At 41.3% G+C, this 15,273-nt stretch carries 16 protein-coding genes; all 16 read left to right on the top strand.

The genetic code is table 11. From position 1 onward, the window contains the following. The first annotated feature begins 86 nt into the window (after window positions 1-86). The 16 genes from MHH31_RS10415 (at window position 87) to MHH31_RS10340 (ending at window position 15,272) form a co-directional block, all read left to right on the top strand. Entirely contained in the window at window positions 87-854 is a 768-nt protein-coding gene (locus MHH31_RS10415; protein ID WP_024718505.1) for a heptaprenyl diphosphate synthase component 1, read from the top strand. A 3-nt stretch (window positions 855-857) separates the two neighbouring features. Beyond that, window positions 858-1,562, top strand: a complete 705-nt coding sequence (locus MHH31_RS10410; RefSeq protein WP_342494795.1) for a demethylmenaquinone methyltransferase — start codon at window positions 858-860, stop codon at window positions 1,560-1,562. 24 nt (window positions 1,563-1,586) lie between these two features. After that, on the top strand, window positions 1,587-2,549 hold the full coding sequence (hepT, locus tag MHH31_RS10405; protein WP_007500951.1) for a heptaprenyl diphosphate synthase component II: 963 nt from the start codon (window positions 1,587-1,589) through the stop codon (window positions 2,547-2,549). A 129-nt stretch (window positions 2,550-2,678) separates the two neighbouring features. Further along, window positions 2,679-3,125, top strand: a complete 447-nt coding sequence (ndk, locus tag MHH31_RS10400; protein ID WP_003216015.1) for a nucleoside-diphosphate kinase — start codon at window positions 2,679-2,681, stop codon at window positions 3,123-3,125. A 144-nt stretch (window positions 3,126-3,269) separates the two neighbouring features. After that, window positions 3,270-4,046: a protein-glutamate O-methyltransferase CheR gene (locus MHH31_RS10395; RefSeq protein ID WP_008344547.1), complete on the top strand. Its 777-nt coding sequence runs from the start codon at window positions 3,270-3,272 to the stop codon at window positions 4,044-4,046. A 76-nt stretch (window positions 4,047-4,122) separates the two neighbouring features. Beyond that, entirely contained in the window at window positions 4,123-5,295 is a 1,173-nt protein-coding gene (gene aroC, locus MHH31_RS10390; protein WP_008344548.1) for a chorismate synthase, read from the top strand. Next, window positions 5,295-6,386 carry a 3-dehydroquinate synthase gene (gene aroB, locus MHH31_RS10385; RefSeq protein WP_342494794.1) on the top strand — a complete coding sequence of 364 codons (1,092 nt, stop codon included), beginning with the start codon at window positions 5,295-5,297 and terminating at the stop codon, window positions 6,384-6,386. Before aroC ends, aroB begins: the two co-directional genes overlap by 1 nt. Next, window positions 6,383-6,766, top strand: coding sequence for a chorismate mutase (aroH, locus tag MHH31_RS10380; protein WP_008344549.1), 384 nt, complete (start codon window positions 6,383-6,385; stop codon window positions 6,764-6,766). The genes aroB and aroH overlap by 4 nt, the downstream gene beginning before the upstream one ends. A 232-nt stretch (window positions 6,767-6,998) precedes the next feature. After that, a complete protein-coding gene (gene trpE / locus MHH31_RS10375) occupies window positions 6,999-8,546 on the top strand; it encodes an anthranilate synthase component I (protein WP_045034321.1) in 1,548 nt (515 codons plus the stop codon). Continuing rightward, on the top strand, window positions 8,518-9,540 hold the full coding sequence (gene trpD, locus MHH31_RS10370) for an anthranilate phosphoribosyltransferase (protein ID WP_342494793.1): 1,023 nt from the start codon (window positions 8,518-8,520) through the stop codon (window positions 9,538-9,540). Before trpE ends, trpD begins: the two co-directional genes overlap by 29 nt. Continuing rightward, entirely contained in the window at window positions 9,533-10,285 is a 753-nt protein-coding gene (gene trpC, locus MHH31_RS10365) for an indole-3-glycerol phosphate synthase TrpC (RefSeq protein WP_045034319.1), read from the top strand. The genes trpD and trpC overlap by 8 nt, the downstream gene beginning before the upstream one ends. Then, on the top strand, window positions 10,282-10,950 hold the full coding sequence (locus MHH31_RS10360) for a phosphoribosylanthranilate isomerase (RefSeq protein WP_024718510.1): 669 nt from the start codon (window positions 10,282-10,284) through the stop codon (window positions 10,948-10,950). The genes trpC and MHH31_RS10360 overlap by 4 nt, the downstream gene beginning before the upstream one ends. Further along, window positions 10,931-12,130, top strand: a complete 1,200-nt coding sequence (gene trpB / locus MHH31_RS10355; RefSeq protein ID WP_007500937.1) for a tryptophan synthase subunit beta — start codon at window positions 10,931-10,933, stop codon at window positions 12,128-12,130. The genes MHH31_RS10360 and trpB overlap by 20 nt, the downstream gene beginning before the upstream one ends. Then, window positions 12,127-12,930, top strand: a complete 804-nt coding sequence (gene trpA / locus MHH31_RS10350) for a tryptophan synthase subunit alpha (protein WP_017359752.1) — start codon at window positions 12,127-12,129, stop codon at window positions 12,928-12,930. Before trpB ends, trpA begins: the two co-directional genes overlap by 4 nt. 11 nt (window positions 12,931-12,941) lie before the next feature. Continuing rightward, window positions 12,942-14,039 carry a histidinol-phosphate transaminase gene (gene hisC, locus MHH31_RS10345; RefSeq protein ID WP_041507023.1) on the top strand — a complete coding sequence of 366 codons (1,098 nt, stop codon included), beginning with the start codon at window positions 12,942-12,944 and terminating at the stop codon, window positions 14,037-14,039. A 117-nt stretch (window positions 14,040-14,156) separates the two neighbouring features. Further along, complete coding sequence (locus MHH31_RS10340; RefSeq protein ID WP_045034315.1) at window positions 14,157-15,272, top strand: prephenate dehydrogenase; 1,116 nt, start codon at window positions 14,157-14,159, stop codon at window positions 15,270-15,272. Window position 15,273 lies beyond the last annotated feature (1 nt).

Below are 15,273 nucleotides of genomic sequence, written 5' to 3'. Positions count from 1 at the left end.
GTCAGGCCTGATATGGTATAATAAATCTCTATACAATGTAGAGAGCTACATATGAAACTGTAATTTTTGGGACAAGGGTGATATCTTTGCAAGACATCTACGGAATTTTATCTAATCTGAATATAAAATTAAACAAAAAGCTTTCTCATCCTTATTTGGCGAAGCATTTGCGTGCGCCGCTCATCGATGAAGATAAGCTCCTTCTTTTTCATGCAATGTTTGATGAAGCTCAAATCGATGCTGAGAAAAAAGAAAATTATATTTTAACGGCGATGCTTGTGCAAATTGCCCTTGATACCCATGACGAAGTCACAACTGCTGCAGCCATCAAACAAGACGAGTTCAAAAATCGTCAGTTGACCATCCTAGCAGGAGACTATTTCAGCGGTCTCTATTACTCTCTTCTCTCTGACATGAAAGATATTTACATGATCCGTACTCTCGCCACGGCGATCAAAGAGATTAATGAACATAAAATTAGACTATATGATCGATCCATTCAAGATGCAGCCCACTTTTATAAAAGTGTTGCTACAGTAGAATCTGCGCTATTCCAAAGAATTTCTGAGCATTTTCAATTGACGCATTGGAATGAAATTGCAAGTCGCTTCCTTGTTTATAAACGTTTTATGAAACAAGCAGAAGACGACAAACATTTAAAACTTTTTTTGAACGATAGCTATACGGACGCCTATACATGTTTTGACAACTTTGAAAGTGAAGGCTATGAAAAGGCCAAACGATCAATCAAGGAGCATCTAGTTTCATCTCCGATCGTTCAAAAAGAGCTATTAAATCGCTTGGATCATATGAAAAATGAACCTGCGTACCATCAGAAAGTGGAAGAAGGGTAAGTCATGCAGCAATCAAAAGAACAGCGAGTACACGGTGTATTTGAAAAAATTTATAAAAACTATGACCAAATGAACTCTGTCATTAGCTTTAAACAGCATAAAAAATGGCGCGATAAAACAATGAAGCTCATGAATGTTCAAAAAGGAGCCAAAGCACTAGATGTATGCTGCGGAACTGCCGATTGGACGATTGCGCTTGCAGACGCTGTTGGAGAAACAGGCGAGGTCAAAGGTCTTGACTTCAGTAAAAATATGCTGAGTGTTGGCGAAACGAAGGTGAAAACAGGTGGCTACAATCAAATTGAGCTGCTCCACGGCAATGCAATGGAGCTTCCTTTTGAGGACAACTCATTTGATTATGTCACAATCGGTTTTGGCCTTCGAAATGTCCCTGATTACTTAACAGTGCTAAAGGAAATGACACGAGTGGTAAAACCCGGTGGAATGGTTGTCTGCCTTGAAACATCACAGCCTGAGATGATTGGGTTTAAACAAGGGTATTATGTCTATTTCAAATACATCATGCCGCTCTTTGGCAAGCTGTTTGCCAAAAGCTATCAGGAGTATTCATGGCTTCAAGAATCAGCCAAAACGTTCCCTGGCATGAAAGAACTGGCGTCTCTTTTTGAAGAGGCCGGTCTGTCTGATGTCACGTATCATCCATTTACAGGCGGTGTAGCAGCAACACATATCGGAAAGAAGCTTTGAATAAACGATATTTGGGTGAAAATAATGAAACTAAAAGCAATGATTTCTTTTCTAAATCATGATATCGATATAATTGAAAAAGAGCTTGAACAAACTGTTCGCTCTGATTATGCATTATTAAGTGAAGCCGGTCTTCATTTGCTGCAAGCGGGCGGAAAACGAATCCGCCCCGTTTTTGTTCTCCTTTCAGGCATGTTTGGTGACTATGATATTAATAAAATTAAATATGTAGCCGTAGCGCTTGAATTAATCCATATGGCATCACTTGTCCATGACGATGTCATTGATGATGCAGAACTGAGAAGAGGAAAACCGACGATTAAAGCAAAATGGGACAACAGAATTGCGATGTACACGGGGGATTACTTATTTGCAAGGTCACTCGAGTACATGACGAAAATCAATCACCCAATGGCACATGAAATTTTGTCAAAAATGGTCGTCGAGCTCTGTCTTGGGGAAATAGAACAAGTCAAAGATAAATACAACATGGACCAAAACCTTCGTACATATTTAAGAAGAATTAAACGAAAAACAGCCTTGCTTATTGCAGGCAGCTGCCAATTAGGTGCGATTGCAGCTGGAACAGATGAAAAAACACATAAAGCCCTTTACTGGTTTGGGTACTATGTTGGTATGTCGTACCAGATCATTGATGATGTCCTTGATTTTACATCAACTGAAGAAGAATTAGGCAAACCTGTTGGCGGGGACCTTTTACAAGGAAATGTCACTCTTCCCGTTTTATATGCGCTTCAGAACCCGACGTTAGAAGGTCAGTTGAAGCTGATCAATAGTGAAACGACGGAAAAGCAGCTGAAACCTGTGATTGAACATCTCAAGCAAACAGATGCGATCGACCGTTCCATTCGAGTGAGTGAAATGTACTTGAAAAAAGCATTTGAACAGCTCGATCAACTTCCGCGTGGGCGGGCTAAATCTTCATTAGCGTCGATTGCAAAATATATTGGTAAACGAAAATTCTGATCAACGTTTCGTTGATTGGTTTTTTTGTGAAATTTTTTGTCAAAAATTGATTATTATAAAAAAAAATGATACGATCACTTTGTAACAATGTAAGCCTATACATACATAACGACGGGGTGGAAAACGTATATGGACAAAACATTTCTTATGGTCAAGCCTGATGGTGTGGAAAGACAATTAATCGGTGAAATTGTGTCAAGATTCGAAAAAAAGGGGCTTCAGCTTGTTGGAGCAAAGCTCATGAGCATTCCAAAAGAAGTAGCAGAAACACATTACGGAGAGCATAAAGAAAAACCATTTTTCGGTGAATTGGTTGACTTTATTACGTCAGGACCTGTATTTGCGATGGTATGGCAAGGTGAACAAGTCGTAGACGTAACAAGGCAGATAATTGGAAAGACAAATCCGAAGGAAGCGCTTCCAGGAACAATAAGAGGCGACTATGGATTAACTGTTGGCAAAAACATTATCCATGGCTCAGACTCACCAGAAAGTGCCGAAAGAGAAATCAACCTTTTCTTCAAACAAGAAGAACTGACAAACTGGGATCAAACGATCTCAAGCTGGATTTATTAATGTTCAAGCCAAAGTGTTCATCAAATGATCACTTTGGCTTTTTTATATTGAGATTTCTATACGATTTTTCGCATGAGATGATACAAATTTATGATAAAAACAGCTATACTAGGACAAAGATAGATGAGACAGGAGAGGACATTGATGGATCAGTATCAAGTATTTGTTGGAAAATGGAAAAAACTAACTGGGGTAGATCTGAATTTATATAAAGAAGCACAAATGAAACGAAGATTAACATCTCTTTATGATAAAAAAGGATATAAAGATTTTGAGGCATTTGCGTCTGCTCTTGAAAAGGACAAAGCGCTATTAGATGAAACGATGGATCGAATGACGATCAATGTGTCAGAATTTTACCGAAACTATCAGCGCTGGGAAGTACTTGATCAAAAAATCCTGCCGCTGCTTTCAAAAAACAGCGGCACCCTAAAAATATGGAGTGCAGCTTGCTCTACTGGAGAAGAACCGTATACACTCTCAATGTTGCTATCAAGCCATCCGCTTGTGAAGGACTTCCAAATTATTGCAACAGATATAGATGATAAAGTCCTGCAATCCGCGCAAAAAGGAAGATATCATGAACGATCTTTGCAAGAGGTGCCAGATCAAATCAAGCAAAAATATTTCACCAAAGAAGATTCTTCATTTTACACGGTGAAGGATGAGATTCGAAAGCACATTCAATTTAAGAAACACAACCTTTTAGCAGATCCATATGAAAAACAGCTGGATCTCATCGTGTGCCGAAATGTCCTCATCTACTTTACAGAAGAGGCGAAAGAAGAAATTTACTTAAAAATGAGCAGCAGTTTAAAGCAAAACGGCGTATTATTTGTTGGTTCTACAGAACAAATTTTTCACCCAGAAAAGTTTGGATTAACCTCTGCTGATACTTTCTTTTATCAAAAGAAGGGGTAGTAGCTGACTTTTTAGTAGGAAGTGTGTTATCATAGTTTTACTTAAAAGCGTTAATGCGATGAAGGGAGAATGAGTCATGAGGTACTTAACAGCAGGTGAATCACATGGTCCACAACTGACCACAATTATTGAAGGAGTTCCAGCGGGACTTTACATAGAGCAGGATGACATCAATTATGAACTGGCTAGAAGACAAAAAGGTCATGGCCGCGGAAGAAGAATGCAGATTGAAAAAGACCAAGCGAAAGTGTTAAGTGGTGTCCGCCACGGGAAAACATTAGGTTCTCCTATTGCACTTGTTGTTGAAAATAATGATTGGAAGCACTGGACAAAGGTCATGGGTGCAGAGCCGATTACTGAAGAAGAAGAGAGTGAAATGAAGCGTCAAATCTCTCGTCCAAGACCAGGGCATGCGGATTTAAATGGTGCGATTAAATATGGTCACCGTGATATGAGAAACGTATTAGAGCGCTCATCAGCACGCGAGACAACGGTTCGTGTAGCAGCAGGCGCAGTAGCGAAACAAATTTTGGCTCACCTTGGAATCAAAGTGGCTGGTCACGTCCTTGAAATTGGTGGAGTAAAAGCTTCCCATACCGCTTATGAATCTATTGAAGATTTGCAAAAAGTAACAGAAGAATCACCTGTTCGCTGCTATGACAGTGAAGCTGGTCAAAAAATGATGGATGCCATTGACGAAGCGAAGCAAAACGGCGATTCAATTGGTGGTATTGTCGAAGTCATCGTTGAAGGGATGCCAGTTGGGGTCGGCAGCTATGTACACTATGACCGCAAACTGGATAGCAAGCTTGCGGGTGCAGTACTTAGTATCAACGCTTTTAAAGGGGTTGAATTCGGTATTGGCTTTGAGGCGGCTTCTAAAAATGGCAGTGAAGTTCATGATGAAATCATCTGGGATGAAGAAAAAGGCTATACGAGAAAAACAAACCGTTTAGGTGGTCTTGAAGGCGGAATGTCAACTGGCATGCCAATCGTCGTAAGAGGAGTTATGAAACCAATCCCAACCTTATACAAACCATTGCAAAGCGTGGATATTGAAACAAAAGAACCTTTCTCTGCAAGTATTGAGCGTTCTGACAGCTGTGCTGTTCCAGCCGCAAGTGTTGTAGCAGAAGCAGTCGTTGCATGGGAAATCGCCAATGCAGTGGTTGAGCAGTTTGGTCTTGATCAAATTGACCGCATTAAAGAAAATGTGGACAAAATGCGCCAGCTTCAGAGGGAGTTTTAATGAAAAAACTGGAAGTGAAGACGTCTTCAGCCACTTATCCTGTATATATCGGTGATGGGATTAGACAAAATATCGTAGACTTGATTACTTCCACTGGGCGATCCTACACGAAGCTCTTCATCGTGACAGATTCAGCCGTCGATGCCCTTTATGGAGATGAAATGGTTCAATTACTTAAACAGAAATGGTCTGTACAAAAAGTAGTGGTGCCAAACGGAGAACAATCAAAATCTTTTGCGCAGTTTGAGCAGATTCATACGAAAGCCATCCAATTTCAACTCGACCGCTCCTCATGTATCATTGCATTAGGAGGCGGGGTGATTGGAGACTTGGCTGGCTTTGCTGCTGCCACTTATATGAGAGGCATTGATTTTATTCAAGTACCGACCACGCTGCTTGCACATGATAGTGCAGTCGGCGGAAAAACCGGAATCAATCATCCGCTCGGCAAAAATTTAATTGGTGCGTTTCATCAACCGGCTGCTGTCATCTATGATACAAGTATGCTAGAGACACTCTCACCAATAGAGCTGAGATCAGGCTTTGCAGAAGTGATAAAACATGCACTGATTTCAAGTGAAGTCTTTTTATCAGAACTGATGTCCATTCGTTCGTTGACAGAATTATCAAAGGATGAACTGGCACATATGCTTTATCAAGGGATTCAAGTGAAAGCATCCATTGTTCAAGAAGATGAAAAAGAACAAGGTGTGCGGGCATATTTGAATTTAGGTCATACACTAGGGCATGCCATTGAAGCGGAGTATGGATACGGTGCGATCACGCATGGAGACGCCATTGCAATTGGCATGCAGTTTGCTTTATATGTCAGTGAAAAAGAGCAAGGACTCAGCCTAGATCGTGAGAAACTTAAAGTGTGGATGAAAGAACTAGGGTTCCCAGTACAAGTCACACAAACGATTTCAACCAAAACATTTGTCGATCGCATGATTGGTGATAAGAAGGCAAGAGGTGGGAGTGTTCAATTTGTTTTGCTAAAACAAGTTGGAGACGTCACCCTGCAATCTTTCACAAAAGATGAGCTGTATCACTGGCTCGAAGAATGGAAACGGGAGGAGGGCTGTCTATGATGTTTCGCGGGATACGCGGGGCTACAACTGTGACAGAAGATACAGAAACAGAAGTGTTAACCAAAACGAAGCAGCTGCTAGAAGCGATCATTTCAAAAAATCAAGTAGATCCAGAGCGTGTCGTGCAGATCTTGATTTCAGCTACACAAGATATTCACTCTGTTTTTCCAGCAAAAGCACTCAGGCAGTTTGAAGGATGGACCTATGTGCCTGTCACTTGTATGCAAGAGCTTGACATTGATGGAGGTCTAAAGAAGTGTATTCGCGTTTTAATGACCGTTCAGACAGATGTCAAGCAGGAAGACATACAGCACGTATACTTGGAAGAGGCTGTCACGCTTCGGCCTGATTTACAGTTGACAAAAAACAAGGAATTATAATACGATATGAACAGCCGAAGTTTACACACAGGTGTGAACGGCATTGCAAGCTTAGAGAAGATGAGAATGAGACTAGGGTAGTTGAGATGAGTAGAGTTGAGCAGAGATACGATACTTCTATTTAATCATACTGCCTAAAAGAGCGAAGCCTCTTTTAGGCTTATTTCGTATACTCAAACAAATCCTCAAGATGTCCCCTCATTCTCCTTAATTCCATTTAAGGAGTGTGCTTATGAAATCCCAATCAAACCTTACCCAATTTTTAAGAGACAGCCAGTTTTACAAAACCATCCCGATTGTTGAAACCATTACAGTTGATACGCTCTCACCCATTCAAATTGTTGAGAAACTGAAACAGGATATTGTGTATTTGCTAGAAAGCAAAGACGAATCTTCTAGCTGGTCGAGATATTCCTTTATCGGATTACATCCTTTTTTAACATTACATGACGAGCAAGACCATTATATTGCTCGTGACGCTGCGGGAAAGACAGTGATGCAAAAAGCGGAGCTGAAAGAGTTGCTTGACTGGATGAAAGAGCAATATCAAATCAAGACACCTGAAATTGATATTCCATTTACTGGCGGAGCCGTAGGGTACTTAAGTTACGACCTCATTCCCAACATTGAGCCGTCTGTCAAGCCGCATCCGAATGCATCAACAACAGATAATTGCACATTATTTGTTTGCCAAACAATGATCGCATTTGATCACGAAACAAACCAAGTTCATTTTATTCAGTACACGCAGCTGAATGGTCATGAAACAGAGGAAGAAAAAATTCTGGTTTATCGAGAAAATCAAAAGCAGCTTGAACTGATGGTACAGCAGCTTCATACAAAAATTGATATGAAAGAACTGATTATCTCAGGGAATATGAATGAACCCCCTTCGTTTGAACAGGTGACGTCTACCTATGAAAAAGCAAAATTTTTAAAGGATGTCGAAAAAATCAAGGAGTATATTCGAGCGGGTGATATCTTCCAGGGTGTACTTTCTCAGCGTTTTGACATTCCAGTGACAGTGAGCTCATTTGAATTATATCGTGTGCTTCGGATCGTCAATCCATCACCGTATATGTATTTTATGAAATTAAAAGATCGAGACTTAGTCGGAAGCTCGCCAGAACGATTAATCCATGCGAAAAACGGTCACTTAGAAATCCATCCAATTGCTGGTACAAGAAAACGAGGAATGACAAAAGAAGAAGATGATGCACTAGCAAGAGAGTTGCTCGATGATGAAAAAGAAAAAGCAGAACATTACATGCTGGTGGATCTGGCTCGAAATGATGTGGGACGTGTGGCAGAATACGGCAGTGTGTCTGTCCCAACTTTTACAAAAGTCGTGAATTTTTCGCACGTCATGCACATTATTTCTATTGTGACAGGGAAGCTGAAGCAGGATACACATCCAGTAGACGCACTTATGTCCGCTTTTCCAGCAGGCACATTGACAGGCGCCCCAAAAATTAGGGCGATGCAATTATTAAACGAAATGGAGCCTGAGCCAAGAGAGACGTATGGCGGCTGTATTGCCTATATTGGTTTCGACGGCAATATCGATTCCTGTATTACCATTCGCACAATGAGCGTCAAACATCAGACTGCTTCTATACAAGCAGGTGCCGGCATTGTCGCTGATTCCGTTCCAGAAAACGAATGGGAAGAGACATGTAATAAGGCAGGAGCACTTCTAAAAGCCATTCAGCTTGCTGAACATATTTTCTCAGAAAAGGAGAGTGTGCCAAATGAATCAACGACTATCAGCTCTTGTTAAGGGAGGAAAACTATCAGAAGGAGAAGCGAATGGCCTGATGCATGATATGATGAGCGGCTCGTTAACAGATGCTGAAGTCGCTGCTAGTCTATCTATTTTAGCGCATCGAGGAGAAACCGCTGAAGAAATGACAGGCTTCGTGAAAGCCATGAGGCAGCATGCCGCACCAGTAGAAAGGTCACTTGATGTTGTTGATACGTGCGGGACAGGAGGCGACGGTTTATCAACATTTAATATATCAACAGCCGCTGCCATCGTTGCTTCGGCTGCTGGGGCGAAAATCGCCAAGCACGGAAATCGTTCCGTCTCCTCTAAAAGCGGGAGTGCTGACGTGTTAGAATGTCTTGGTATTCAAATTCAATCCACACCTGAAGAAACAAGACGGCAAATACAGCAGAAAAACATGGGCTTTTTATTTGCACCGCTCTATCATTCTTCTATGAAACAAGTAGCCGCCGTACGCAAGCAGCTCGGATTTCGGACGGTATTTAACTTATTAGGACCGCTTTGCCACCCGATGCAGGCCAAAAAGCAAATCATCGGTGTGTATGCAAAGGAAAAGGCAAAGCTCATGGCGAAAGCTCTTGCTCCTTTAGAGCCAGAACATGTCCTGTTTGTTTGCGGAGATGATGGGCTGGATGAATTAACCATTACAGCAAATTCATACATCATTGAACTCAAAAAAGGTGTCATGACAGAATATACGTTAAACCCAGAAGACTTCGGACTTGAAAAAGGGCATTTATCAGACATTCAGGTTCAATCACCAGAAGAAAGTGCCAAATTGATTCAGAATATATTGAATTATCAAGCGGGTGGAGCACCGCTTCATATTACAGCGCTTAATGCTGGTGCCGCATTATATGTGGCAGGAAAAGCAGAGAGTCTGATGGCAGGAACAATGAAAGCATTAGAAACGATCAAAAACGGATCAGCTAAAGAACAATTAGCCCGTCTAAAACAAAAAACGAAAGAGGAAGAGATCTATGCTTAATCAAATTATCGCCCGTAAAAAAGAACATGTGCAAACCTTGCAATTACCTGAGGAAGGACATTATGAAAGACAATCATTTAAAGAAGCTCTTATGAATCCTCACCGCTCGATCGGACTGATTGCTGAGGTGAAAAAAGCGTCTCCTTCCAAAGGAATCATTCAGCCTCATTTTGATCCTTTACAGACAGCAAAAGCATACGAAGCATCAAATGCAGATTGTTTATCTGTCTTAACGGATGAACCGTTTTTCCAAGGGAAAAACGAATATTTGTCTCTTATTAAAGAACACATCACACGTCCTATTTTAAGAAAAGATTTCATTATTGACTCTATACAAGTAGAAGAATCGAAACGGATAGGGGCAGATGCCATTTTATTAATCGGAGAGGTGCTTGAGCCGCAAAAGCTGTATGAGCTCTATACAGAAGCGAAAGAAAAAGGACTGGATGTCCTCGTTGAAGTACATGCAGCACATACACTAGAAAAGATCTTACACCTATTTACTCCTGAGATTATCGGTGTGAACAACCGGAATCTCAATACGTTTACAACAACTGTTGAACAAACAAAAGAGATCGCGCCACTTGTTCCAAAAGACGTATTACTAGTAAGTGAAAGCGGCATAAGGACATTTGATGATCTGACCTTTGTGAAACAGCACGGAGCAAACGCCGTTCTTGTTGGTGAATCTTTAATGAGGGAACAATCACAGGAGAAAGCCGTTCAGGCATTGTTCGGAGAATGAAGAAAAGTAAGCCTTACTTAAAATATTGCGGGGCTGTCTCACAAGAGGATGTCGCATGCATCTCGCAATCTCAAGCGGATGCCATCGGTTTTATTTTTGCGCCGAGTAAAAGACGAGTTGATCCAGATCAAGTGAAACACTGGCTGTCACAAGTAAAATGCAAAAAAGAGATAGTGGGGGTATTTGTGAATGAAAAAACACCAAAAGTGTGCGAGATCACAAACAACCTCCCCTTAGATATTGTGCAGCTTCATGGCGATGAGACGCCAGAAGATGCAAGCGACATCAAGCAACAAACGAAGGCGCTCGTTTGGAAAGTGTTCCATCACGAGCCCGATGTAAACGACACACTTGAACATATGACGGCATTTGCTCCAAGTGTCGACGGCTTTCTCATTGATGCGAAAGTAAAAGGAATGAGAGGCGGTTCTGGAACAGCTTTTGCATGGGAGGCGGTGCCTTCATATGTTCAGCATGCAAAACAACTGGGGAAAACTTGCGCCATTGCTGGCGGGATCACGCCAGACACCATAATAGATCTGCTTGCTTTTGGTCCAGACGCCATAGACCTTTCAAGCGGTATAGAAGAAAACGGAAAGAAAAGCAGTACAAAGATGAAAGTGCTCGAAGAAAGGATGTTGAACCATGTACGCATATCCAAATGAGATTGGCAGATATGGAGAATTTGGAGGGAAATTCGTTCCTGAAACGCTCATGCAGCCACTAGAAGAGATCGAACAAGCTTTTCGTGAATTAAAAGAAGACCCTGCTTTTCAAAAGGAATATATATCGCTTTTGAAAAACTATTCAGGCAGACCAACTGCACTCACATACGCTGATCAATTATCGGCATATCTCGGTGGTGCTAAAATCTATTTAAAAAGAGAAGATTTAAACCATACAGGCGCTCATAAAATTAACAATGCGCTTGGGCAGGCACTGCTAGCGAAAAAAATGGGGAAATCAAATATCATCGCCGAAACAGGAGCAGGTCAGCACGGTGTAGCTGCTGCAACGGTGGCCGCAAAATTCGGTTTATCCTGCACTGTATTTATGGGAAAAGAAGATGTGGAAAGACAATCACTCAATGTGTTCCGAATGAAACTGCTCGGCGCTGAAGTCATACCTGTCACAAGCGGGAACGGAACATTAAAGGATGCAACCAATGAAGCCATCCGCTATTGGGTCCAGCATTGCAGTGACCACTTTTATATGATCGGCTCAGTCGTTGGACCTCATCCGTATCCTCAAATCGTCAGTGAATTTCAGCGGATGATCGGAGATGAGGCGAAAGCGCAGATACTTGAAAAGGAAGGGCAGCTTCCTCATAAAGTCGTTGCCTGTGTTGGCGGAGGGAGCAATGCGATAGGAATGTACCGGGCGTTCTTAGATGAAGAGGTCGATATCATTGGTGTAGAAGCTGCTGGGAAAGGAATCGACACTCCGCTTCATGCAGCGACCATCACGAAAGGGACAAAAGGTGTCATACATGGATCTTTGACATACTTGATTCAAGATGAATTTGGTCAAATTATTGAGCCTTATTCGATTTCAGCTGGATTAGACTATCCGGGGATCGGGCCAGAGCATGCGTATTTGCATGCGAGCGGCCGGGTTCAATATGTGAGTGCGACAGATCAAGAAGCACTAGATGCGTTAAAGCTGCTCACAGAAAAAGAAGGAATCCTGCCAGCGATCGAATCTGCACATGCTTTAGCAAAAGCGTTTGAAATGAGCCAGAACATGAGTGAAGACGACATTGTTCTTGTCTGCTTGTCAGGCAGAGGAGATAAGGACGTGCATACATTAATGAATGTGCTTGAAAGTGAGGGTGAAACAAAATGATCACATTTCAATTAGAGCAAGGTCAGAAATTATTTATTCCATTTATTACAGCGGGTGATCCATCAGAAGAGATCACCATTGATTTAGCCCTCGCGCTTCAAGCAGCAGGGGCACATGCGATTGAACTAGGTGTTCCGTATTCCGATCCGTTAGCGGACGGCCCCGTCATTCAAAGAGCTTCTAAAAGAGCACTTCATCATGGTATGAATATCGTAAAAGCGATAGAATTAGCAGGAAAGATGAAAAAAAACGGCGTAAAAATTCCTGTAATTCTATTTACGTATTATAATCCTGTGTTACAATTAGACACAGAATACTTTTTCGCTTTACTGCGCAAAAATCATATTTCGGGGCTCTTAACACCCGACTTGCCTTTTGAAGAGAGTAGCGAGCTGCAGAAGAACTGTCAAGCACACGACATTTCATATATATCACTCGTTGCACCAACAAGCAAGGAACGATTAGAAAAAATTGTAGAGCAGGCAGAAGGTTTTGTGTATTGTGTTTCATCTCTCGGCGTCACAGGTGTCAGACAATCTTTCGACGCATCGATTACAGATTTTATTCAACAAGTGAAACAGTTGAGTCAAATACCAGTTGCTGTAGGTTTTGGTATTTCAACAAGAGAACAAGTAGACTCAATGAATAAAATGAGTGATGGTGTCGTTGTCGGCAGTGCGCTTGTCAAAAAAATTGAAGAGCTTCAAGAACAATTAGTAGCAAGTGATACACGCCAAGAGGCTTTAAGAGAATTTGAAACATATGCAAAAACATTTAGTCCCCTCTATTCATTCAAATGAGGTGAAACATTTTGCAAATCAAAGATCAATTAAAACAGCTAAAACCGTATCAACCTGGGAAACCAATTGAAGAGGTCAAAAAAGAATATCAATTAGACAAAATTGTGAAATTGGCTTCAAATGAAAACCCTTTTGGATGTTCCACACATGCAAGAGAGGCCATACAAGCTGAACTTGAACATTTAGCGATTTATCCAGACGGATACAGCGCAAGTTTAAGAACGGAACTGGCTGAGTTTCTTCAAGTAAATGAAAAACAATTAATATTCGGGAATGGCTCAGATGAACTTGTGCAAATTATTGCTAGGGCATTCCTTGATCAACATACAAATACGGTGATCCCATCTCCGTCATTCCCGCAATACCGTCACAATGCAGTGATTGAGCATGCAGAGATTAGAGAAGTACCACTTCTAAATGGAGGAGCTCATGATCTAAAGGGAATGCTGAATGCGGTGGATGACAACACAAAAGTCGTTTGGGTGTGTAACCCGAACAATCCGACAGGAAATCATTTGTCAGAGTCTGAGCTCGTATCGTTTTTAGATCAAGTGCCTGCTCACGTGCTTGTCGTTCTAGATGAAGCATATTTTGAATATGTTCGCGCGGAAGACTTTCCGAACAGTTTATCTCTATTAAAAGCCTATCAAAATGTCATTGTACTGCGCACGTTCTCTAAAGCATATGGACTTGCGGCACTTCGAGTAGGTTATGGGGTTGCCTCAGAGGAGTTGATTACTGCCATTGAACCTGCGAGAGAGCCTTTTAATACAAGTCGTATCGCTCAGGCAGCTGCACGTGCAGCCATTAAAGATCAAGACTTCATTCAATCGTGCAGACAAAAAAATGAAGCAGGTCTTAAACAATATCAAGAATTTGCAGACCGTTTTGGATTGTTTATCTATCCATCTCAAACAAACTTTGTGCTGATTGATTTTAAAAGAGATGCAGATGAGCTGTTCAATGCACTTTTGAAAAAGGGCTATATCGTTCGATCTGGTCAAGCTCTCGGATTCCCAACTTCTTTACGTATTACTGTTGGAACAAAGGAGCAAAATGAAGAAATCCTAACTACACTTGCCGATTTATTACAAGGCATTCGTGCGTAGCATAACAATGAAGTCATATCCTGTTTATGGGATATGGCTTTCGTTGTAACTCATCCAATATACATATAAGCTATTGAAACAGCTTGTTTAATTTACGCGAAAAATCAGGTGATGAACATGAATGAAGCAAACGAAACCATATTAATCGCTGGGCTTGGTTTAATTGGTGGTTCTATTGCACTGTCGATTAAAAAAGAATTTCCACATAAAAAAATTGTAGGCTATGATGTCTCTAAAGAACAAATGATTGCTGCAACAAAACTAGGAATCATCGACGCGACTGCCGAATCCTTGATGGAAGGCTTAAAAGCATCAGCAACGATTATTTTGGCAACGCCAGTACAACAAACCGTCAAAATGTTAAGTGATATTGCAGCATCTGGTATTGAAAGAGAGCTCACGATTACGGATGTAGGGAGCACAAAGCAAAAGGTCGTTCACTTTGCTGAAAAAACGTTGCCTGATCATTACCAATTTATTGGCGGGCATCCGATGGCAGGGTCTCATAAGTCAGGTGTCATTGCAGCAAAAGACTTTTTATTTGAAAATGCATTCTACATTTTAACGCCAGCAAAGGTAACAAGTCGTCAGGCTGTTGACCGTTTGAAGGATCTGCTGAAGGGAACCAATGCTCATTTCATTGAAATGACACCCGAAGAACATGATGCTGTGACAAGTGTGATTAGTCACTTTCCACATATCGTCGCTGCCAGTCTTGTGCATCAAGCGCATCATTTTGAAGAAGAATTTCCTCTTGTGAAACGGTTTGCTGCTGGAGGTTTTCGAGATATTACCCGTATTGCATCAAGTAATCCTGCAATGTGGCGCGATATCCTTTTGCACAATAAAAACAAGATTTTAGACCGATTTCATGAATGGAAAAAAGAGATTGACCGCATTGAATCCTTTGTGCAACAAGAAGATGCTGAGGGGTTATTCTCTTATTTCCAAGAGGCCAAGGAATATCGCGACGGCCTGCCTCTGAGGAAAAAAGGAGCGATCCCTGCTTTTTATGATCTTTATGTCGATGTGCCGGATCATCCAGGTGTTATTTCGGAAATTACTGGATATCTAGCAAATGAAAACATCAGTATTACAAATATCCGTATTATTGAAACGCGAGAAGACATTAACGGGATTTTACGCATCAGTTTTCAAACAGATGACGATCGAAAGAGGGCAGAACTCTGTATAAAAAATAGAGCAAATTACGATACATTTTATGCTGATTGAG

The organism is Bacillus sp. FSL K6-1033 (assembly GCF_038630765.1).
Classification (GTDB): Bacteria; Bacillota; Bacilli; order Bacillales; family Bacillaceae; genus Bacillus; species Bacillus altitudinis.
Note: the sequence above shows the minus strand (reverse complement) of the source record. Positions and strands in the feature narration are given on the sequence as shown.

Excerpts from the sequence above, each read along its gene's own strand:
- hepT (WP_007500951.1), top strand. The coding sequence starts at position 1,587 with ATGAAACTAAAAGCAATGATTTCTTTTCTAAATCATGATATCGATATA.
- trpB (WP_007500937.1), top strand. The coding sequence starts at position 10,931 with ATGTACGCATATCCAAATGAGATTGGCAGATATGGAGAATTTGGAGGG.
- ndk (WP_003216015.1), top strand. The coding sequence starts at position 2,679 with ATGGACAAAACATTTCTTATGGTCAAGCCTGATGGTGTGGAAAGACAA.
- aroH (WP_008344549.1), top strand. The coding sequence starts at position 6,383 with ATGATGTTTCGCGGGATACGCGGGGCTACAACTGTGACAGAAGATACA.
- aroC (WP_008344548.1), top strand. The coding sequence starts at position 4,123 with ATGAGGTACTTAACAGCAGGTGAATCACATGGTCCACAACTGACCACA.
- trpC (WP_045034319.1), top strand. The coding sequence starts at position 9,533 with ATGCTTAATCAAATTATCGCCCGTAAAAAAGAACATGTGCAAACCTTG.
- MHH31_RS10340 (WP_045034315.1), top strand. The coding sequence starts at position 14,157 with ATGAATGAAGCAAACGAAACCATATTAATCGCTGGGCTTGGTTTAATT.
- trpA (WP_017359752.1), top strand. The coding sequence starts at position 12,127 with ATGATCACATTTCAATTAGAGCAAGGTCAGAAATTATTTATTCCATTT.
- MHH31_RS10410 (WP_342494795.1), top strand. The coding sequence starts at position 858 with ATGCAGCAATCAAAAGAACAGCGAGTACACGGTGTATTTGAAAAAATT.
- trpD (WP_342494793.1), top strand. The coding sequence starts at position 8,518 with ATGAATCAACGACTATCAGCTCTTGTTAAGGGAGGAAAACTATCAGAA.
- aroB (WP_342494794.1), top strand. The coding sequence starts at position 5,295 with ATGAAAAAACTGGAAGTGAAGACGTCTTCAGCCACTTATCCTGTATAT.
- MHH31_RS10360 (WP_024718510.1), top strand. The coding sequence starts at position 10,282 with ATGAAGAAAAGTAAGCCTTACTTAAAATATTGCGGGGCTGTCTCACAA.
- trpE (WP_045034321.1), top strand. The coding sequence starts at position 6,999 with ATGAAATCCCAATCAAACCTTACCCAATTTTTAAGAGACAGCCAGTTT.
- MHH31_RS10395 (WP_008344547.1), top strand. The coding sequence starts at position 3,270 with ATGGATCAGTATCAAGTATTTGTTGGAAAATGGAAAAAACTAACTGGG.